Below are 20,024 nucleotides of genomic sequence, written 5' to 3' on the forward strand. Positions count from 1 at the left end.
GATTGATCATGACAGAGGTTGCGCAAATGGACTCAACTGAAGCTGCTGAGCAAATAAAGAAATTACAAAAGCAGTTACAACAATGGGCGAAAGAATATTATGAAAATGATGCGCCAACTGTTGAAGATTCTGAGTATGACCAAGCTTATAAGCATTTACAAGAGCTTGAGACAGCCTTCCCAGGATTAGTCAGTCCGAATTCTATAACACAACAAGTTGGTGGACATAAAACAAAGTCGGAACTACCCAAAGTTGTACATGAAGTCCCCATGCTCTCTTTGGGAGATGTCTTTTCATTTGATGAATTGACTAACTGGATGGTAGCCACTCAAAAATCATTTATCGAAAAGCTAAGCTATAATGCAGAGTTAAAAATCGATGGTTTGGCAATAAGTTTGGTATATGAAAATGGTAAGCTGGTACAAGCTTCTACACGTGGTGACGGAAACATTGGAGAAGATGTCACTAAAAACATTAAATACGTTAATGACATCCCTAAACAGTTAAACGAACCATTGTCCATTGAAGTTCGTGGTGAAATATACATGCCAAAACAGGCTTTTGTTATCTTAAATGAAAGTCGTGAACGCGAAGGATTGCCAACATTTGCAAATCCACGTAATGCGGCAGCTGGTTCACTGCGCCAATTGGATCCACTCATCACAAAGCAACGTAAATTGTCAGCGTTTCTTTATCAAGCAATCGACGCAACACAAGTTTTGAATGTTACAACGCAATCTGAATTGCTAGCACGACTGCGTGATTTAGGATTACCGACAAATAATACAAATGCTGTAGTGACCAATATAGAAGATGTTGAAAATTATATCGTGTCACAAACCAATAACCGTGACTCACTATCATATGGTATTGATGGCATTGTAATTAAAGTTAATCGCTTAGATTATCATGAAGAGTTAGGAAACACCGTTAAAGTGCCAAAATGGGCGATTGCATACAAATTCCCACCTGAAGAGTCAGAGACAGTGATTCGAAATATTGAATGGACCGTTGGACGTACCGGTGCGGTTACACCGACTGCAGTCATGGATCCAGTCCAGCTCGCAGGAACAACAGTTTCTCGAGCTTCGCTACACAATGCTGATTATCTGCAACTAAAAGATATTCGTATTGGTGATACCGTGACGCTCCATAAAGCAGGTGACATTATTCCCGAGGTCGGAAAAGTTATTATCAACCAACGACCAGAAACAAGTGTCGTATATGAATTGCCTAACGATTGCCCAGCTTGTCACCAACCACTTGTGCATGTTGATGGTGAAGTTGCGTTAAGGTGTATTAATCCAGCTTGTCCTGCACAAGTACAAGAATCATTGACTCATTTTGCTTCGCGAAACGCTATGAATATCGATGGACTAGGTCCAAAAATCATTTCACAATTATTAGCACATGGATTGATTACGAAAATAACCGATTTATATCGCTTACGCTATGATGATTTGATCAACTTAGACAAATTCGGTGACACAGCTGCAAATAACTTATTAAATGCCATCGATTCGTCTAAAAACAATTCTGTAGAACGTTTATTATTTGGCTTAGGTATTCGAAACGTTGGTGCAAAGGCTGCTAAAACAATTGCGGCAAAATTTGGTAATTTAACTGCAGTATCTGAAGCAACCGCTGACGATATTGCCCAATTGCCAGGTATGGGATTAACCATAGGAGACAGCATTGCGCAATATTTTGCAACAGAGCAAGCAAAACAATTACTAAATGATTTTGTAAATCTTAATGTTAACCTAGAATTTACTTCTCAAACAGCAACTATCGATAATCCATTGTTTTCAGGTAAAAAAATTGTATTAACTGGTGCATTATCTCTATTTTCAAGACGTGATGCGTCAGCATGGCTAGAGTCACAAGGGGCTACTGTAGCAAGTTCAGTTTCTAAAAAAACAGACTTGTTGATTGTGGGTGAGAATGCTGGTTCTAAACTCACAAAAGCCCAAGATTTGGGCATTGAAATTTGGTCAGAAAAACAATTGCGTGATACTATGGATAGTAATCAATAAATTTCTAAGCGAAACGCGGTTTAGGTTAAAGGAGAACACGTATGCGTGCAGTAAAATGGCTTTCTACCATTGGTGTTGTTGCGGTGTTGATTGCAGCACTAGTCTTCTTTGGAAACTTCTTCTCTAAGAATTCTTCCTCAGTTTCAAATTCAAGTAATAGTGGAAAGACAACAACCACAGCAACAAAATCAAGTAGTTCAAAAAAGGGAATTCAGATAACCGAAAAGAATAACGATTCGTCTTATCAAACGGTGATTAAAAATGGTCGTTATTTGACAAGTAAAGCCAGAGGTGTTTCTGCAACCCAACAAAACAACACCTATAACCAAGTTAGTTTTGAAAATGGTCTACAGGACTTTGCAAAGGAACACTTCAGTACTTCTAAGTATATTTTCCAAGAAGGACAATATCTAACAACTGATACAGCGAATAACTGGTTGGATCGTAAATCAAACGATAACCCAACTGGTTTGAACCCTGAAGATAATGGTAAAACTGATAATAGTCGTAATCCAATCTACTTACAAACGATTGAAGAGCAAGACTTTATGACTAAAGATGGTAATAATTTGAAGTTAAACGGAATTGTTCTTGGACTTGCTATGAATACACAGGACACCTATCAAAAAGAGCAATACGGCTCAAATTATACGCAGGACATCAGCAATGCTGATCGTATTCAACAAGGTAAGCAAATGGCCAATGAAGTTGTTAAACGGTACCGTAACATGAGTGGTATCAGCAATGATATTCCTATTTATGTTGCCATGTATTCGCAATCAAAGGATGATTCATTGGCAGGTGGTAGCTTCTACAGTTGGAATGTTTCAAAGTCAGGTAACAACCTTGGTAGTTGGACAGATATTAAAGATCAAACTGTTGTATTACCTATGCAAACTGGCACTGGCGATGAGAAGTCTGTCGCAACAAAGCTAAATAAAAGTTTCACTAGCTTCTCAGAAAATATTCAAAGTTTCTTCCCTAATCTATCTTCAGTTACCGGACAAGCATCATACGAAGGTAATAACTTAAAGGGATTGGTGGTTGACGTTTCAACACAATTCTATTCAGCAACTGAAATAGAAAGTTTTGCTAATTATATCGCGCAGAGTGCACCTAATTATCTACCAACAGGCGTACCTGTCAAGATTAAGATAGAAGCTTCAACTGGTATGCAGGCATACTTAATTCAGAGATCAGATGATAGTAAATACAAGGTTACTATCCTAAACTCATATTAATACAATGAAAAGAGTCACAGCGATGTGGCTTTTTTTCTTGCTTTTCTATACACTTAACAGTAATATGATACAAATGTATATTTTATGAGGAGGCATATACTAATGGGAATGCATCAATATTTATCAGGCTTGAATGAGTTAGAGATGATTACTCGTGCACCAGGATATTTTAAATACCAACCACATTCGGTTGCAGCTCATTCTTGGAAAGTAACTGAGGCAGCTCAATTCCTTGGAGATATTGAAGAGGCACATGGCAAAGACGTTGATTGGCGTATGTTATATGAAAAGGCATTGAATCACGATATTACAGAACGTTTTATCGGTGATATCAGAACACCCGTTAAATATGCATCATCTACTTTACGACATATGCTTGCCGATGTTGAAGACACGTTGTCTGATAATTTCATTAATACTGAAATACCTGAAGAGCTACAAGATGTCTACACTCGTCGATTGCATGAAGGTAAAGACGATACCCTAGAAGGCCGCATTCTTTCAGTTGCAGATAAAGTTGATTTGCTATATGAAGCATTTGGTGAATTACAAAAAGGGAACCCCGAACCTGTATTTACAGAAATCTATAAAGAAAGTCTTGAAACGATTTTCGCTTTCCGGGATATGCCCAGTGTCGCTTACTTCATCAAAGAAGTATTACCTGAATTACTAAATGAACATTTTCCTGGTTCTGAAAAATTACAACGTATTTATATCGGTATTTTTAATGCTGACTAGTTTGTTATAATGACGTTAGTAGTTTGCAAATTAGAATTAATAAGAGCAGCTGCAGAATATGAACTAATTCAGCTGCTCTTTTATTTTTAGCAAGAAAGTAGGATAGCATAAATGTTTAATCGTGATACTGATAATGAATACGATTTAGTTTCAAAATACCAACCCACCGGTGATCAACCTGAGGCGATTACAAAATTAGTCAACGGTTTAAAAAATGGTATCAAAGAACAAGTCTTACTAGGTGCTACCGGAACAGGGAAGACATTTACTATTTCAAATGTCATTGCACAAGCAAATAAGCCAGTTTTAGTATTATCACACAACAAAACCTTGGCGGGACAATTATACGGTGAATTCAAAGAATTTTTCCCGAATAATGCTGTTGAGTATTTTGTTTCTTACTATGATTACTATCAACCTGAGGCGTATGTTCCTTCATCAGATACTTATATTGAAAAGGATTCATCTATTAATGATGAGATTGATAAGCTCCGAAATTCTGCAACTGCCTCGCTACTAGCACGAAACGACACAATTGTGGTTTCCTCAGTTTCGTCAATCTTTGGTTTAGGTAGTCCAGAACAATATTATGACCATGTTATTAATGTCCGTGTTGGAGACATTTTAGAAAGAAATGATCTCATGCATCGGTTAATAGATATTCAATTTCAGCGTAATGATATTGATTTTCAACGTGGGCGTTTTCGTGCTAGAGGTGATGTTTTAGAGGTATTCCCGGCATCATCTGATTCTAAAGCACTACGAATTGAATTTTTTGGGGACGAGGTAGATCGTATTCGCGAAATTGATGCGCTAACCGGAGAAATAACGGCTGAATTAGATTTGGCCACAATTTTCCCAGCAACGCACTTTATGACAAATGATGCAATTCGTGATCGTGCCTTAAAAACAATTCAAGCCGAATTAGATGACCAATTGCAAAATCTTGAAAAAGATGGCAAATTACTTGAAGCGCAGCGACTTAAGCAACGTACTGAATATGATATTGAAATGATTCGAGAAATGGGGTTCACCACCGGTATTGAGAATTACTCACGTCATATGGATGGTCGTAAACCTGGTGAACCACCATTCACACTGTTAGACTTCTTCCCAGATGATTTTATTATTATTGTCGATGAGTCACACGTAACGATGCCACAAGTTCGTGGTATGTATAAAGGGGACCGTGCTCGAAAAGAAACCTTAATTAATTACGGCTTTCGACTACCATCAGCTCTTGATAACCGGCCATTACGGCTCGAAGAGTTTGAAAACCATGTTAACCAAATTATTTACATGTCGGCTACGCCAGGTGACTATGAAAATGAACGCGTACCAGAAGAGAACGTCGCCCAACAAATAATCCGTCCAACTGGACTACTTGATCCTGAAATTGAAGTTCGGCCGGTTATGGGTCAAATCGATGATTTAATTGGTGAAATCAATAAGCGTGTGGCGAATGAAGAACGTGTTTTTGTAACCACCTTAACCAAAAAAATGGCTGAAGACTTAACTGACTACCTAGAAGATGTTGGTATTAAAGTTAAATATCTACATTCAGACATTAAAACTTTAGAACGTACGGAAATTATTCGTGACTTACGAATTGGTAAATTTGATGTGTTAGTTGGGATTAATCTATTACGTGAAGGAATTGATGTTCCCGAAGTATCATTGATTGCTATTCTAGATGCGGATAAAGAGGGCTTCTTACGTAATACCCGGTCATTGATTCAAACAATTGGTCGTGCAGCACGTAATGAAAATGGTCATGTAATTATGTATGCAGATTCCGTTACCGCTTCAATGCAATCGGCTATGAATGAGACATCTCGCCGTCGTAGTATACAAATGCAATATAACGAAGAACATAACATTACACCACATACCATTAAGAAAGATATTCGAGACTTGATTTCTGTTAGCCATGAAGTGGATAATGATTCAAAAGAAGAGGGTAGCTTTACTGATGTTGCCTTTAAAGACATGGCACGTGATGATCAAAATGCGATGATTTCCAATCTTGAAGATCAAATGCGCGCTGCTGCCAAGCGCCTTGATTTCGAAGATGCTGCTAATCTACGTGACGCAGTCATGGAATTAAAATTACAAATAGGCAAATAATATATTTAAATTTATTAAAACGCCCCATAAGTATTAGCGATAAAAATCTAATACTTATGGGGCGTTTTATATAAATGTGTATTTTTACTTAATTAGTTTCACTTAAACTATCATTCAAAATTTTTATCTTCTTAGTTGCAACCCATAACAACAGGCCTGCCAACACAGTAATAAAACCAATTATCAAAAAGTAGGTAACCTCTGTATCAGGTGAATAAAGCTTAACTAATTGTGCATTAGCAGCTTGTGCAGTAGCATCTGACAAATTCCAAACTGTTAACATTTGCGCTTGGAATGCAACTGGTGCCATTTTAGCTGATGCTGATAAACCAACTGGTGAAATCAACATTTCTCCAACCTCAACTAGTGCCCAAGAGGCAACTAACCAAAGTGGATTGAAATGATTATTTACACCGAATAACATCCCTGGGAATGCCATCCATACGTATGATAATCCTGCAAATACAAGACCTAAGGCGAATTTTACGCCAGTTGCTGGTTGTCTATCACTTAACTTCTTTGACCAAAGCCAAACGAAGAAAGGTGTGAATAGCATAATAAACAATGGATTTAGTGACTGGAACCAAGAAGCTGGGATGCCATGTAGAGCCGTTTGATTTGCTGCAAAGAGTGCCAAAACAACTGAACCTTGTTCTTCAATAATCCAGAATAACATAGCAGCAATAAACAACGGAATATAAGCAATGACTTTACGACGTTCAAATTTCGTTGTCTTACTTGACGTAAGCATGACGACAAAGTAAACAACGGGTACCAAAATAGCCACAGCTGTTAACACATTAATAATCGAGTCAATGTTTAACGAGTTTGTACCCTTTAAAGTAAATAAGATTAAAATAATTGCAATAAGTATCAGGCCAAGTTTCCAACCTAATGATTTCATTTCTTCAGGTTGTAATGGTGATGGCGCTTTTCTTGAAACATTACTTAAATGCTTACGTCCATCAACCGTATATTGAACTAAACCAATAAACATACCAATGGCTGCTAATGAAAAGGCAACATGAAAGTTAACGTTGACTTGGAACCAACCCACCAAAATAGGTGAGACAAAAGATCCTAAATTAATACCAAAAACATAAATAGAAAATCCTGCGTCTCGACGTTCATCATCCTTATCATAAAGATTTCCAACCATCGTGGCAACATTTGGCTTCAATAATCCTGTCCCTAAAGTAATTGGGACAATCGAACCAAAGAGGCCAGGTGTTCCAAGTGGCATTGATAAAGCAATGTGACCAAACATAATGAGCACACCACCGTAAAATACTGTCCGCCAAGAGCCTAAGACACGATCTGCCAAATAGCCACCAATTATACCAGATAGGTAAACCATCGATCCATAAATGGACATAATTGCTGCACCAGTAACCGCGTTAAATCCTAGGCCACCCTTATCGGCAGCATATACCATATAAAATAGCAGTATGGCTCGCATACCGTAATATGAAAAGCGCTCCCACATTTCAGTAAAGAACAAAGTCATTAAACCTCGTGGTTGACCGAAAAATGAGGCGCTGTCTTTCTGATTCATCAAAAAAACCTCACTTCACATTAAAAAATGTGCATATTTATTCTAAAAAACGAACGTTTGTAATTTTACGCTCATTCAAAATGAAAATCAATTGCATAATTAACCATGTGGCGGGTCATAATTACTTTGAAATTTAACCCCTCAAAATAGGAAAAAGGCTGGGACATTTTTTGTCCCAGCCTGTCCAACGTATTTATTTTTTATTTTTTGGAAAAGCAGCTAAGGTTTCTGTAATTCGTGTTTGTGCTTCATCAATACGATCAAGATGTGGTTTCTTTTTAAAATCCAATTTTTTAAGTTGAACTTGTAAATCGCTCGCCAACTCATTAATATCATTAACAGAATCTTGAATATCTGATACTGACTTTTTTATCGCATTAACAGCATCTTTTTCACCTTTAACTGCATTTTTCAAATCGTGAAATCGTATTTTTGCTTTTTCAAACATAAATTAATTCCTTTCAAATTGTTCAGCAATCTTTTGTGCTCTCTCTTGATAGATTTCTTCTGTCATCTTATCACTATTATCTAGTACAGGAATATCATAACCATCATCAACGTAACGTGGTAATAAATGAAAATGTGAATGGAAGACTGACTGACCAGCTGCTTCACCGTTATTATTAATGATATTTAATCCAATAATTCTGTCATCACTTGCTTTAATTGCACGCGCAATTTTAGGCAAAACACCTAATACACGCGCAGCTAGTTCTTCATCATATTCATAAATATCAGCAACATGTTTCTTAGGAACAACCAACGTATGACCAGGGGTTGCTTGCGTCAAATCTAAAAATGCTAGTACATCATCATCTTCATATACCTTATATGAAGGAATCTCACCATTAATTATCTTATCAAATACATCTGACATCTTATATCCCTCCTCTAACTTTACCTTCATTATACAATTAATTATAATTTCTGTCTGGTATAAATAATGATATGTTTTTTGGTAAAATAGAATAAACAATAGAAATACAGGTATATATCATGAGCTTAGAAATTAAAAACTTATCTGGCGGATATGGCAAACTAACCGTTTTGAAGGACATTTCATTTACCGTTCCCGATGGTACATTGACTGCATTAGTCGGTCTAAATGGCTCTGGAAAATCAACAACGATCAATCATATTATTGGGCTACTACAACCGAAGCGGGGTAGTATTGTCCTAAATAATTTGCTATTGGACCAAGAGCCTGTTGCCTATAAATCACAACTTGCGTACATTCCTGAGCAACCAATCGTATATGAAGAACTAACCTTAAAAGAACATCTTGAATTAACAATTGCTGCTTATCATTTAGATGAAAAAGTCGCTTGGCAAAGGGCCGAAAAACTATTAAATATCTTTCGACTAAATGATAAATTAACATGGTTCCCAACACATTTTTCAAAAGGTATGCGTCAAAAAGTAATGATTGTCATGGCCTTTATTACAGAGGCAAAATTATTCATCATTGATGAACCATTTTTAGGATTGGACGTCATTGCAGTCAATGATTTATTAAAACTAATTGATAGTCGAAAAAAAGAAGGGACTAGTTTTTTACTTACAACACATGTTTTAGACACGATTGCAGGTCATGCTGACCAATTTGTCTATCTTAAGGATGGTCAAGTAGCTGCTGCAGGTGCAGCAAGTGAATTTACGAAACTCGTACCAGAATTAGCTGTAAGTAAGGAATAATGTCAATGAAATTAACTTATCTATTTAAAGATCGCCTTGCGAAGAGGTGGCAACAGTATCTCAAGTACCTCAGATATGTTTTTAATGACCATGCTGTATTAGCATTGTTTATTTTAGCAGGAGCAGGTGGTCTAGCATATCAATCATTATGGCAAAATGCACCTATTAATATCTGGACCAAAAGCATACTGCTTATTGTTATTTTAGTGACTTTCGTTTTTTTCAAAAACCCAACCAACTTAATAAAACAGGCAGATCCAACGGCCTTGTTAGGAGACGAAGCAGTTCTACGTACACTACTAAAACAAGCAACAATATATAGTATGATTGTTAACGGTATCGTTGAAGGAATTTTGTTAGTCGCACTGTGGCCGATGATGTTTCACTTACTAACAAACTCACTGGCGTTAATTTTAATTTCCACTGTGATTTTAATTGCATTAAAAATGTTGCTTACCTATATTATTGCAAGTAAGCAGCGCCTATTTCCAGATACAACGGATTCAAAATTAATCAATTGGCGTCATCTGGTTATGACAGAAGAAAATCATCAGTTCATCGTCTTATCATTTTATAACCTATTTATTGATGTACCGGGAATTACACCAAAAATTAAGCGGCAATCTTGGGCTGATTCATTCATTAAAATGTGGGGTAAACATGTTCATAATCCACTCATTAAACTCTATGTCACAGCATTTATCCGCCGCACACAATATATTAAGTTATGGTTCCGCCTGACCATTTTCGGTGGGTTTGCTGCATGGTTTACTACTGGCTGGCTGCAAACCATTCTATTGATCATATTATTTTACTTACTAGTATTGCAGTTAATACCACTAAGCAATGTGCACAAACATATCGTTTTTAATTTTCTATATCCAATCACAAGTCGCCAACGCATACAAGCATTCCAGTACGCTATCTTGCCATGGCTAGCAATAACACAGTTAATCTGGCTAATCATTGCTTTTATGGCTACTACTAGCATTAATTTGTTGTTACAAAACCTAATTTGCCTTGTCGTAATAGGGGGCGTTTTGGTATTCTGGTATACGAAACAAAAAATAAATAAAAGCACACAAAGGAGAAATACTCGTGCGTTTACGAAATAAAAAATGGGCACAACCCTGGTTAGAAAATCATACAAACCTTGTAATAGATCAAGACCGAGCTGTCTCATTAAAGGGAAATTGGCAAGGCGTTTTTGAAAAAGAGCAGCCTTTACAAATTGAAATTGGAACTGGTAAGGGTCAATTCATTATCGGTATGGCTAAAAAATACCCAGAGATAAATTTTATCGGTATGGAAATCCAAGAAGCAGCAATCGCCGTTGCTGGTCGAAAAGCCGATGAAGATGAAGACACATTACCAAACTTAAAATTTATCTATGGTGATGGGGCAGGAGTAGATACCTACTTTGCTAAGGGTGAAGTCAGTAAGCTATTTTTGAATTTTTCTGATCCTTGGCCAAAAAAGCGTCACGAATCTCGACGTCTCACGTATAAATCATTCCTAAAAAGCTATCAGGCTGTGCTTCCTGAAGGCGGTGAAGTTGAATTTAAGACCGATAATCGAGGCCTTTTTGAATATTCACTTTATTCCTTCGCTAACTTTGGTATTCATTTTGAGCCAACCAGTATATCTTTAAACTTGCATGAAGATGACGATAAGATGGCTGATAATGTTGAAACCGAATATGAACACAAATTTGCATCTCAAGGTTATCCAATTTACAAATTTGTTGGTTCATTTAAATAATGACATAATAAAAAGACCTATGACTAACTCGATGTTTAATAATCTATGTTAACCATGGGTCTTTTAATTTTATTCATTAATTTGGCATCTCGACAGGTTCCTCTGTCATAACAGTAATCGTAACTGAATCTTTGCTAGCATCCCATTGGGCCTCTGCACCAGTATTCGTTAATTGCTGAATTGCTTGTGCCAAAAATCCAGTCTCTAGTGCAAAAACTGCATCCGGATGCTTACGCAATCTTTCATCAATAACAGGACCATTTAGTAACCATTTTTGCTCAGACGATTTTTGCTCAGTATTGGTGAGATAACCAAATCCCGCTGACATGAAGAAATTTTGGATTTCATTAATTCCTGCAAGTTGAAACTCACTTGCAATTGATTTACCGGCCCAATATGTAATCTCGGATTGATCTTCTTGTAATAATTCAGGTAGTAGATGATCGCGTAATAATACTAGTGAAAAGATGTCAAATTCCTGGTCTTGTCGTGATTCTGTCATTTTTTACTCCTTTTAACGTCCAAAGACAATTATAGTGTATTCCAGGTTAATTTGCCAACAGTTTACATGAGTGTTACAATTATATTCTTGAAAGGATGGAGTTTTACATGGTTTTACCGTATAGTCCACTAAATAACAGTACACTAGGTTTAGTTACTGGTGATTTAATAGCACAACGGCAAGTTGATGGTCAGCGAACATCATGGAGTGGAGACTCCGCTTTAACTTTAGCAACAATCAGTAGTTTGTCATATGGATATAATTTAACTGATATGATGGATCGGTACCTGAGTTGGTATCAGTCTGGTGAATACACTAATCACGCTGAAAAACCAGTTGCAGTCGGTAGTACAACAACATTTGCGTTAGATAAGTATGAAAGGACAAGTGACCCCTTTAATTCTGGAGGACGTGAAATGTCAGACAATGGTAACGGTGCGTTGATGCACATTACCCCCGTCGTACTATACTTACGTGCACAGTACGGTGAAGACTTTGTCTCTCACGCACCGGCGATGTTAATGTTACACCAAGTTACTGGTTTGACCCATAATCATCCCCAGTCACTGATTGCCAGTGGCTTATATGCGATGCTTGTCAATAATTTGTTACAAAATATACCACTTATTGAAGCAGTGGATCAAGCTGTCAGTGATTCATATGAATATTACTCACAGCATCAAATCTTTGCACAATTTTTACCAGCTTTCCAAGCTCTTAATAAGCCTGATTTAAAGAGTGAGTCTGCAGATTCATTGCGTACATCAGGTTATGTTGTTGATACATTAGAAGCGACTATTTGGGTTATACTAAATAGTACAAGCTTTGAAAGTGCAATATCACTTACAAAAACTTTACCAGGCGAATCAGAACGCATTATGCCACTTGTTGGCGCATTAGCGGGTATACTATACCATCAAGAATTTCTTGATGCGTATCAAACAAATGATAAAGAATTAGAATTAGTGATGGCAACACTGCACCTAGCAAACAAAAGCCATAATTTTAATTAATCCTGTTGCATAAAAGATGGCGAAATTAGCCATCTTTTTTTAGTTATTTTAGAAAGGGGACGTTTATATTATATGACCGCGTTAACCCACAGTATCACTGGCGTATTAATGATTCTAGGCTTAGTAGCCATCGGTTTTATCTTAATTAAAGGAAATGTTTTTGATGATTCTGATGGTAAAATAAGTCGCTTTTTATCTGGTTTTATTTCAAAAGTTGCATTACCAGCATATTTAATCGTTCATATCCCACAAGATTTTACACCCAAAACATTACTTGCTATGGGGACAAATATATTGTTTCCCTTAGCTAGCATGATGTTATTGTTAGTCTTGTCATTTTTTATTGCTCGAATTATTCATGTTGATCCAAAACATAAAGGCCTTTTTCAGTCGTTGCTTTTCAATTCAAACACGATAACCGTTGGTTTACCGGTGAATATGGCGTTATTTGGGACAAATAGTTTACCTTATGTCCTTATTTATTACATGGCTAATACAACCGTTTTTTGGACAATCGGTGTTTATATGATTTCAATTGATGGTAACCATAATAATAAACACTTTAATTTGAAGAAAACATTAGCTGGTGTGTTTAATCCACCAATGATTGCTCTGGTCATTTCATTGATATTAGTTTTTATAAATGTGAAACTACCGTCATTTTTAGTCACTGATTTAACAGAACTGGGGGATACCAACGTTCCCTTAGCCCTAATTTTTATTGGCTTTGCCATTGCCAAGACTTCTCGTAAAGAATTGTTACCAAATAAGGAGACTGTTACCCTGTCATTAAGCCGTTTTGTATTAGCACCACTAACAATGGCACTAATAATGATGCCTTTTGATTTGCCATCATTATTAAAACAAGTCTTTATCATTCAAGCGGCTATGCCAGCAATGACCAATGCCGCAGTTATGGCGCTCGAGTATAAAGCAGATTATAAATTTGCATCTATTAGTATCACGCAAACAACGTTATTAATGTTATTAGTCATACCTATTTTGATGTTCATCATTAGTTAGCCTCACGTTTTGAATTATATAAATTTCCTCTTGCATTACCCCCGTTACTCGTATTAGGGTAGGGGTGGTGGTTATCATATAACCATGTATTTAAAATAACTGGGAGGATTATTCATGACATTATTTGGTACGAAGGCTTGGGCTAAACAAACATTGAAAGCAGATGGTGTTAAAAAAATTTCAGTAGCCAAGCGCCCAAAGCGCCTTGCAAATACACCAACAATTGCTCTTTATCAAGAAATCATTCGTCGTGACTTGGTTTAGACTTTAAAACTTAATATATATATATGCGTGTTGCAAAAGGTTTCGATTCTTTGCAACACGCTTTTTTGTTTATTTATTCGTATTATATTGTTTATGTTGCATATTATTTCATTTATTGCTAATATATATGTTAATATATGGAATTGTTTTTGGGAGGATTTCTTAAATGGTTACAATAAATGTCGCAACTTATCATGATGCTTGGCTTAATGATTTAACAGAATTACTAAAAATTCCTTCAGTCCGTGAAGATGCCTTGGCTTCAACGGAAGCACCATATGGTCCCGGTCCCAAGGCTGCCCTTGACTTCATGATGTCAATCGCAAAACGTGATGGTTTTGAAAAAATAGGGACAGTAGGTAATCGAGCTGGTTACATCTATATTGGTCCAGAAGATGATCCCGAACCAATTGGCGTTATTGTCCACGTTGACGTCGTGCCGGTTAATGACATTGATCAATGGCAAACGGACCCCTTTACACCAGTTATTAAAGCAGATAACCATATTTATGCACGTGGTGCTGATGACATGAAGTCTGCCGTTATGTTGACTTACTATGCAATTAAAGCCATTCAAGACGCTCATCTCCCATTGAAACATCAAATTCGCTTTATCATTGGTACAGACGAAGAAAGCGAATGGGCAGATATGCACCAATACTTTGCTGAAGAAGGGGCACTACAGTATGGCTTTTCACCAGACGGCGCAGCAGATTTATCATACGGTGAAAAAGGTATTAGCCAACTCGACTTGTATTTTGATGCAACTAATCCTGAAAATACGACCATTCAACTAATTAATTTTAAAAGTGGTTCAGCAACGAATGTTTTACCTGGTTTTGCTGAAGCCACATTCTCTGGTATTCCTACCAATAGCTTACAAGAAAGCTTTGAGCAATATTGTCAAACAGAAAACATTACGGGTGAACTAAAACAAAAAGGTAATCAAACCACCCTTACTGTGCAGGGAGTTGCAACCCATGCTGCGCGACCAGAAACTGGTAAAAATGCCGCTACTTATCTAGCTAACTTTTTGACACAATACGATTTTGAGGGAAATGCGGCTAACTTCTTACAATTCATTGGCCAGAAACTACACAAGGATCCCTATGGGGAACAATCTGGATATGGTAAAGCAGAACCAAAACTTGGCAAAACAAGTCAAAATATTGGTATTACCGACTTCATTGTCAATAAAACTGGTCATATCAATCTTAATTTCCGTCATTCATTAGCTTTTGATGAAGCAGACACGGTTTCACAAATTCTTTCAGATGAACCTTGGCTAACGAAAATTATTCGTGATCCCGCAGGTGTTGTACCACATTATGTCGGTAAAGATAATCAATTGGTCAAATTATTAGCAGATGCCTATGAATCAGTTACTGGTAAAGTACCAGACCAAGGCGTCAACGGTGGAGCTTCATTCGGTCGTTTAATGTCGAGTGGTGTCGGATTTGGGGTTATTCCAACTGATGAACCTTCAACAGCTCACGTAGCTAATGAATCATTCAATTTGTCAAATTATGAAAGCGGTATGAAGCTTTTAATAGCGGAAATTCTTGCTTTATCAGACAACCTTTAAGTGAATTATTATCATATTGACCTTCAAAGCGATACATGTGATAATTAATATATAATTTAATATTTACTAGGGGAGCCTCTTTTAGGCTGAGACGTTAAACAACGGACCCTTTGAACCTGTTTAGTTAGTACTAACGAAGGAAAGTAATGGTCAATGCGATTTCAAAGCACAGAAAACCGATTTCCTGGTTTTCTGTGCTTTTTAATTTGCCATATATTTGGGAGGAATCATGATAGACGTACCACAAGTTATTACAATTGCTTCAACTGATGCCAGTGGTGGGGCTGGTATTAACGCTGATTTAAAGACATTCCATAATCAAGGAGTATATGCAGCAACGATTGTTGTTGGCATCACTGCTCAAAATACCTATGGTGTACAAGATCAACACCCAATTCCAGCGAATTTTATCCTAGAAGAATTTAAAAGCATTGCGGATGATTTAGATATTAAAGCTGCCAAAACCGGCGCATTATTAGATGAAACACGTGTTCATGCTGTTGCTCAAGGATGGCAAGCATATAACCTTGGTAAACTGATCATTGATCCCGTCATGGTCGCAAAAGGTGGTGCACATTTATTAAGTGACCCAGCCATTGAGGCCTTAAAGAATGAGCTTATCCCATTAGCATTTTTAATCACTCCAAATTTGCCCGAAGCTGAAGTACTTGTTGGTAACTCATTGGAAACAAATAGTGACATTATAAATGCGGCTATTAAAATACAAAAAATGGGGGCTGACAATGTTTTAATAAAGGGTGGTCATCGTGCTAGTACAAATAATGAATATGCTGATTATATTTTATATGAAGATGGTTCATCAGAATGGCTGACAACCCCCGGCATAAAAACTAATCGAACACATGGAACTGGTGATACGTTGTCATCATTTATAACTGCCAATTTAGCTAAAGGATACAATCTAAAAAGTATCATGCCGCAAGCCAAGGAATTCACCTATGAAGCTATCCGTCAAACGATTAATGTCGGTCATGGTCATGGGCCATTAAACCATTGGGTAAAAGTAACTATGGAGACGGAGGATAATCAATGAGTTTTCACGAATTTTTATTGCAACAATCCGCACCAATCCTAGATGATATTTATCAGTCATCGTTCGTGCAAGGCATTGGATACAACAATCTATCACAAGCACAACGAGACTATTATGTTGCACAAGATAGCTATTATACTGATTATTTTAGTAAATTGTTTGATTTAACAACGGCAAAATTAACACCGTTACAACAAGCATCTAAGCCATCAGCTACCGATGAACAAGATGCCCATGATGCGCTCTTAGCTAGTCCGGCAATGTCGAACATTACGCCAGATCAACATAACTTAGCCTATCTAAAGCATATGGAAACGGCCATTACGGCAGGCGATGCAACCAATGCAATGCTCGCGTTGCTACCATGTACCGAATCGTATCATCTAATTGGTAAACACTTCCTGAAGGCAACGCCAAATAATACTTATGAGCCATGGTTATCATATTATGCAAGCCCTGAATACCAGGCTTTCACACAATGGAGTTGGCAAGTAATCGATCAGCAGGTACCTGACTGGCAACAGTTGTCTCATGAAATACAACAAACTTATTTAGCAACCTACCTAACTTCTTATCGCTATGAACTGACCTTTTGGGAGCATGCCGCAAAGCACTGATTGTTATCTATAATGTTATAATAGTCATAGACTATGTATTAAAGAGAGGGAATAAAAATGAATACATTAATTTCAGTTGCAATTGCACCCTTTGGTGTTGGTGATGAATTAAGCGGTTATGTGAATGATATTATTGGCGTAATTGAAGAGTCAGGCCTAACCTACAAAACAACGGCAATGGGGACAGAAATTGAAGGGGAATGGTCAGAGGTCATGACTACTGTCCAAAAAGCCATTCAGACATTAACCGATAAGGGTATTCGTGCTTATGTTTCACTGAATGCCGATATTCGTCCTGGTCATACTAATACGATTGAAACGAAACTGCAGAAACTTGATCATAAGCTAGAAAGATAACAACTTTCTTTTATAGACAAAAAACAATCCTATCATTAATAAATTCAAGACTAAATAGATTGAAGCATAAGACGTGTTTCAATCTTTTTTTCTGTCAAAAAGAATCCAAATGAAATAAGCTCCTAATTATTATAATATTTAATATAGACAAATCCCGTAAATAGGACTATATTAAATGTCGCAAGCGTTTTCAAGATGCTTGTAGTTAATTTAGGTTTTTTAAGGAGATATTATTATGCAAACCGCATTATCATCAAAGGGTCAGCCAAAGGTTGTAAACCGCTGGCTGGTAATCTTTGGTACTGCTCTGGTGCAATTGGGTGTGGGAACCTTTTACGCATGGAGTATTTTTAACACACCAATTCTGAAAATGTTTCATCAATTGGTAATAGACCCAGCTACAGGTAAAACTGCAGCTGTTCAACCTCATTTAGGTTCTGTTTCATTGATTTTTTCAATCGGAGCACTTTCTTTATCATTATCAACAATCTTTGTTGGTGCATTGGTCAAAAAATTCGGTGTACGAAAAGTGACCATGTCAGCAGGTATTTTATTCGGGATTGCAATTTTCATTGCTTCTCGCGTTAGTTCTGTTGATCAATTATGGTTATATTACTTATCAGCAGGTATCATGCTAGGAGTTGCTGATGGTATCGCATATATGGCAACTTTGTCAAACGCCATCAAATGGTTCCCCGAGAAAACAGGTCTAATCTCTGGTATTTCTGTCGCATTCTATGGTTTAGGTTCATTTGTTTTTAAATATATTGATTCAGCAGTTTTAGGTACTAATATTGTACACAATCTACCATATGCTTTAATGACTTGGGGATTCTTATCAATGCTTCTAATCGTTGGTGGGGCCTTTTTCATTCATGATGCTCCGGAAGCCAAAGAAGAGAATGTTGTTGATGATCCAACTCATCATGAATTCACGACACGTGAAATGTTACGTAAACCACAAGCTTACTTGCTCTTTATTGCTTTACTAACCATTTCTTTGTCAGTGTACTTAACTGGAATCGCATCAAACTTGGGAACAAACCTTGCTGGATTAGACATTGCCCAAGCTACCAATATTGTTGCCGTTGTTGCAATTGCCAACACGATTGGTCGTTTCTTAATTGGATCACTTTCAGACAAATTCGGCCGTAAGTCAATGTTCATTCTGTCATATGTCGTCACATTTATTGCGGTCGCAACTTTGGCCTTTAGTAGTCACTTAAGTGTATCAGCATTTTACGCTGCAATGATTGCTGTGGGCTTCTTCTTCGGTGGTACGATTACTGTCTATCCAACAATGGTCGGTGATTATTTCGGTTTGAAGAACCATAGCCAGAACTACTCACTAATTTACCAAGGTTTCGGGTTCGGAAGTTTAGCTGGTGCGGTTATCTTGTCACTAGCTGGCGGTAACTTATCAGTTGTCTTCAATATCTATTTGGTCATGTTGGTTGTTTCATTATTGATTTGGATATTTATTAAGAAACCCGTTTACAAAAAATAATTTATTTTATAAATAGAAAAATTTTAGCTACTAATTTTGTATAAATTAGTAGCTTTTTTAATACTATTTTCCGTATAATATAATTTGGGGCAATTTTATAAATCAAATGCATAACCCCGAGTGAGAGGATTTTTATGAAAACACAATCAGGACATTTCTTACAACTAACAACTTTTGATCTTAAAATCATCGGGATAGTCTTGATGGTTATTGATCACTTTCATCAAACCTTCGTACCCTTTGGTGCACCAACATGGTTGGATTGGTTTGGCCGTCCAGTAGCAACCATATTCTTTTTTACCGCTGTAGTTGGATTTTCCCATACCCATAGTAAAAAATCTTATATGTTACGTTTGTACATTAGTATGGTCGTTATGGCAGTGCTCATGAGTCTGACACAACAACTTATCAATTTTGATCAGGTCCAATTAATTAATAACATATTCCGTGATTTATTTATTGGTACAATTTTTATGGCAGCGGTTGACCAGTTTGAGAAGGTACCTGATGGTCATGCTGGTAAACATATAACACTTGGAATTTTCTTATTCTTGTTACCATTCTTACTGTCACTAGTCATGTTGCCATTATTGACCACAGGTGGTTCAATCTCCTTTGGACACAGGCTAGCAATGCAAGCATTATTAGCCATTAACCCAGCTATTTTACTTGCTGAGAACGGTCTAATGGTCTTACTCATTCCAATCATGTATATATTCCGTAAGGTCCGTTGGGCACAGCTAGTAAGTATCCTAGTTGTTGCAGCTATCTATGGATTCTTCGGTTCTACACAATGGATGATGCTTTTTGCAATCATTCCAATCGCCTTATACAATGGCGCAAAAGGGCATGGCATGAAGTATTTCTTCTATATTTTCTATCCAGCCCATATCATTTTCTTATATGCACTTGCAGCTTGGTTATACTAAAAAATATGACATACAAAAAG

The 20,024-nt window shown here is 37.0% G+C and carries 20 protein-coding genes and 1 riboswitch; of the genes, 16 read left to right on the plus strand and 4 right to left on the minus strand.

Annotation, left to right across the window (positions count from 1 at the left end; translation table 11 throughout):
• Nucleotides 1-8: 8 nt before the first annotated feature.
• The 4 genes from ligA to uvrB all read left to right on the plus strand — a co-directional run bounded on the left by ligA (nt 9) and on the right by uvrB (nt 6,142).
• Nucleotides 9-2,036, plus strand: a complete 2,028-nt coding sequence (gene ligA, locus FFM62_RS00765) for an NAD-dependent DNA ligase LigA (RefSeq protein ID WP_115470433.1) — start codon at nt 9-11, stop codon at nt 2,034-2,036.
• A 41-nt stretch (nt 2,037-2,077) separates the two neighbouring features.
• On the plus strand, nt 2,078-3,277 hold the full coding sequence (locus FFM62_RS00770; RefSeq protein ID WP_115470434.1) for a CamS family sex pheromone protein: 1,200 nt from the start codon (nt 2,078-2,080) through the stop codon (nt 3,275-3,277).
• 102 nt (nt 3,278-3,379) lie between these two features.
• Nucleotides 3,380-4,015, plus strand: coding sequence for a YfbR-like 5'-deoxynucleotidase (locus tag FFM62_RS00775; protein WP_075269650.1), 636 nt, complete (start codon nt 3,380-3,382; stop codon nt 4,013-4,015).
• Between the two features lie 111 nt (nt 4,016-4,126).
• Nucleotides 4,127-6,142, plus strand: a complete 2,016-nt coding sequence (gene uvrB, locus FFM62_RS00780) for an excinuclease ABC subunit UvrB (RefSeq protein ID WP_115470435.1) — start codon at nt 4,127-4,129, stop codon at nt 6,140-6,142.
• A gap of 88 nt (nt 6,143-6,230) precedes the next feature.
• Here uvrB and FFM62_RS00785 read toward each other — a convergent pair whose 3' ends face one another.
• From FFM62_RS00785 to FFM62_RS00795, 3 genes are all read right to left on the minus strand, one after another.
• Nucleotides 6,231-7,697 (minus strand): peptide MFS transporter, encoded by a 1,467-nt coding sequence (locus tag FFM62_RS00785; protein ID WP_115470436.1) that lies wholly within the window; start codon nt 7,695-7,697, stop codon nt 6,231-6,233.
• 193 nt (nt 7,698-7,890) lie between these two features.
• The gene (locus tag FFM62_RS00790) at nt 7,891-8,145 is read right to left on the minus strand and encodes a hypothetical protein (RefSeq protein WP_115470437.1); all 255 of its coding nucleotides are present in this window, start codon (nt 8,143-8,145) and stop codon (nt 7,891-7,893) included.
• A 3-nt stretch (nt 8,146-8,148) separates the two neighbouring features.
• Nucleotides 8,149-8,574, minus strand: coding sequence for an HIT family protein (locus tag FFM62_RS00795; RefSeq protein ID WP_115470438.1), 426 nt, complete (start codon nt 8,572-8,574; stop codon nt 8,149-8,151).
• A gap of 119 nt (nt 8,575-8,693) precedes the next feature.
• Between FFM62_RS00795 and FFM62_RS00800 the strand changes: the two genes are divergently transcribed.
• The 3 genes from FFM62_RS00800 to trmB are packed head-to-tail and all read left to right on the plus strand — an operon-like array spanning nt 8,694 to nt 11,153.
• Nucleotides 8,694-9,392, plus strand: a complete 699-nt coding sequence (locus FFM62_RS00800) for an ABC transporter ATP-binding protein (RefSeq protein ID WP_115470439.1) — start codon at nt 8,694-8,696, stop codon at nt 9,390-9,392.
• Nucleotides 9,393-9,397: 5 nt separating this feature from the next.
• Nucleotides 9,398-10,507, plus strand: a complete 1,110-nt coding sequence (locus FFM62_RS00805) for an ABC transporter permease (protein ID WP_075269644.1) — start codon at nt 9,398-9,400, stop codon at nt 10,505-10,507.
• Nucleotides 10,491-11,153 carry a tRNA (guanosine(46)-N7)-methyltransferase TrmB gene (trmB, locus tag FFM62_RS00810; protein WP_115470440.1) on the plus strand — a complete coding sequence of 221 codons (663 nt, stop codon included), beginning with the start codon at nt 10,491-10,493 and terminating at the stop codon, nt 11,151-11,153. Before FFM62_RS00805 ends, trmB begins: the two co-directional genes overlap by 17 nt.
• Nucleotides 11,154-11,229: 76 nt before the next feature.
• Here the strand turns inward: trmB and FFM62_RS00815 are convergent, their stop codons facing one another.
• A complete protein-coding gene (locus FFM62_RS00815; RefSeq protein WP_115470441.1) occupies nt 11,230-11,655 on the minus strand; it encodes a DUF2507 domain-containing protein in 426 nt (141 codons plus the stop codon).
• A 107-nt stretch (nt 11,656-11,762) separates the two neighbouring features.
• Between FFM62_RS00815 and FFM62_RS00820 the strand changes: the two genes are divergently transcribed.
• From FFM62_RS00820 to FFM62_RS00855, 9 genes are all read left to right on the plus strand, one after another.
• Complete coding sequence (locus FFM62_RS00820; RefSeq protein ID WP_240005887.1) at nt 11,763-12,668, plus strand: ADP-ribosylglycohydrolase family protein; 906 nt, start codon at nt 11,763-11,765, stop codon at nt 12,666-12,668.
• A gap of 72 nt (nt 12,669-12,740) precedes the next feature.
• Nucleotides 12,741-13,691, plus strand: coding sequence for an AEC family transporter (locus FFM62_RS00825; RefSeq protein WP_115470443.1), 951 nt, complete (start codon nt 12,741-12,743; stop codon nt 13,689-13,691).
• A gap of 114 nt (nt 13,692-13,805) precedes the next feature.
• Complete coding sequence (locus tag FFM62_RS10070) at nt 13,806-13,955, plus strand: hypothetical protein (RefSeq protein ID WP_165845859.1); 150 nt, start codon at nt 13,806-13,808, stop codon at nt 13,953-13,955.
• A 166-nt stretch (nt 13,956-14,121) separates the two neighbouring features.
• Nucleotides 14,122-15,540, plus strand: coding sequence for a Sapep family Mn(2+)-dependent dipeptidase (locus tag FFM62_RS00830; protein WP_115470444.1), 1,419 nt, complete (start codon nt 14,122-14,124; stop codon nt 15,538-15,540).
• Between the two features lie 58 nt (nt 15,541-15,598).
• A riboswitch (TPP riboswitch) is annotated at nt 15,599-15,699 on the plus strand.
• Nucleotides 15,700-15,769: 70 nt separating this feature from the next.
• Nucleotides 15,770-16,594 (plus strand): bifunctional hydroxymethylpyrimidine kinase/phosphomethylpyrimidine kinase, encoded by an 825-nt coding sequence (gene thiD, locus FFM62_RS00835; protein WP_075269638.1) that lies wholly within the window; start codon nt 15,770-15,772, stop codon nt 16,592-16,594.
• The gene (locus FFM62_RS00840) at nt 16,591-17,211 is read left to right on the plus strand and encodes a TenA family protein (protein WP_115470445.1); all 621 of its coding nucleotides are present in this window, start codon (nt 16,591-16,593) and stop codon (nt 17,209-17,211) included. The genes thiD and FFM62_RS00840 overlap by 4 nt, the downstream gene beginning before the upstream one ends.
• A gap of 57 nt (nt 17,212-17,268) precedes the next feature.
• Entirely contained in the window at nt 17,269-17,568 is a 300-nt protein-coding gene (locus FFM62_RS00845) for an MTH1187 family thiamine-binding protein (protein ID WP_075269636.1), read from the plus strand.
• Between the two features lie 235 nt (nt 17,569-17,803).
• Nucleotides 17,804-19,075, plus strand: a complete 1,272-nt coding sequence (locus FFM62_RS00850; protein WP_115470446.1) for an OFA family MFS transporter — start codon at nt 17,804-17,806, stop codon at nt 19,073-19,075.
• A 134-nt stretch (nt 19,076-19,209) separates the two neighbouring features.
• Complete coding sequence (locus tag FFM62_RS00855; protein ID WP_075269634.1) at nt 19,210-20,004, plus strand: TraX family protein; 795 nt, start codon at nt 19,210-19,212, stop codon at nt 20,002-20,004.
• The last annotated feature ends 20 nt before the right edge of the window (nt 20,005-20,024 follow it).

The sequence above is a fragment of the Weissella thailandensis genome (assembly GCF_005405465.1).
Taxonomy (GTDB): Bacteria; Bacillota; Bacilli; order Lactobacillales; family Lactobacillaceae; genus Weissella; species Weissella thailandensis.

What these genes read in the sequence shown, in the direction of transcription:
- FFM62_RS00795 (WP_115470438.1), bottom strand. Translation starts at nt 8,574, where the DNA reads ATGTCAGATGTATTTGATAAGATAATTAATGGTGAGATTCCTTCATAT.
- FFM62_RS00800 (WP_115470439.1), top strand. Translation starts at nt 8,694, where the DNA reads ATGAGCTTAGAAATTAAAAACTTATCTGGCGGATATGGCAAACTAACC.
- FFM62_RS00850 (WP_115470446.1), top strand. Translation starts at nt 17,804, where the DNA reads ATGCAAACCGCATTATCATCAAAGGGTCAGCCAAAGGTTGTAAACCGC.
- FFM62_RS00785 (WP_115470436.1), bottom strand. Translation starts at nt 7,697, where the DNA reads ATGAATCAGAAAGACAGCGCCTCATTTTTCGGTCAACCACGAGGTTTA.
- thiD (WP_075269638.1), top strand. Translation starts at nt 15,770, where the DNA reads ATGATAGACGTACCACAAGTTATTACAATTGCTTCAACTGATGCCAGT.
- FFM62_RS00815 (WP_115470441.1), bottom strand. Translation starts at nt 11,655, where the DNA reads ATGACAGAATCACGACAAGACCAGGAATTTGACATCTTTTCACTAGTA.
- FFM62_RS00845 (WP_075269636.1), top strand. Translation starts at nt 17,269, where the DNA reads ATGAATACATTAATTTCAGTTGCAATTGCACCCTTTGGTGTTGGTGAT.
- FFM62_RS00825 (WP_115470443.1), top strand. Translation starts at nt 12,741, where the DNA reads ATGACCGCGTTAACCCACAGTATCACTGGCGTATTAATGATTCTAGGC.
- FFM62_RS00820 (WP_240005887.1), top strand. Translation starts at nt 11,763, where the DNA reads ATGGTTTTACCGTATAGTCCACTAAATAACAGTACACTAGGTTTAGTT.
- FFM62_RS00805 (WP_075269644.1), top strand. Translation starts at nt 9,398, where the DNA reads ATGAAATTAACTTATCTATTTAAAGATCGCCTTGCGAAGAGGTGGCAA.
- FFM62_RS00770 (WP_115470434.1), top strand. Translation starts at nt 2,078, where the DNA reads ATGCGTGCAGTAAAATGGCTTTCTACCATTGGTGTTGTTGCGGTGTTG.
- ligA (WP_115470433.1), top strand. Translation starts at nt 9, where the DNA reads ATGACAGAGGTTGCGCAAATGGACTCAACTGAAGCTGCTGAGCAAATA.
- FFM62_RS00855 (WP_075269634.1), top strand. Translation starts at nt 19,210, where the DNA reads ATGAAAACACAATCAGGACATTTCTTACAACTAACAACTTTTGATCTT.
- uvrB (WP_115470435.1), top strand. Translation starts at nt 4,127, where the DNA reads ATGTTTAATCGTGATACTGATAATGAATACGATTTAGTTTCAAAATAC.
- FFM62_RS10070 (WP_165845859.1), top strand. Translation starts at nt 13,806, where the DNA reads ATGACATTATTTGGTACGAAGGCTTGGGCTAAACAAACATTGAAAGCA.
- FFM62_RS00790 (WP_115470437.1), bottom strand. Translation starts at nt 8,145, where the DNA reads ATGTTTGAAAAAGCAAAAATACGATTTCACGATTTGAAAAATGCAGTT.
- FFM62_RS00830 (WP_115470444.1), top strand. Translation starts at nt 14,122, where the DNA reads ATGGTTACAATAAATGTCGCAACTTATCATGATGCTTGGCTTAATGAT.
- FFM62_RS00775 (WP_075269650.1), top strand. Translation starts at nt 3,380, where the DNA reads ATGGGAATGCATCAATATTTATCAGGCTTGAATGAGTTAGAGATGATT.
- FFM62_RS00840 (WP_115470445.1), top strand. Translation starts at nt 16,591, where the DNA reads ATGAGTTTTCACGAATTTTTATTGCAACAATCCGCACCAATCCTAGAT.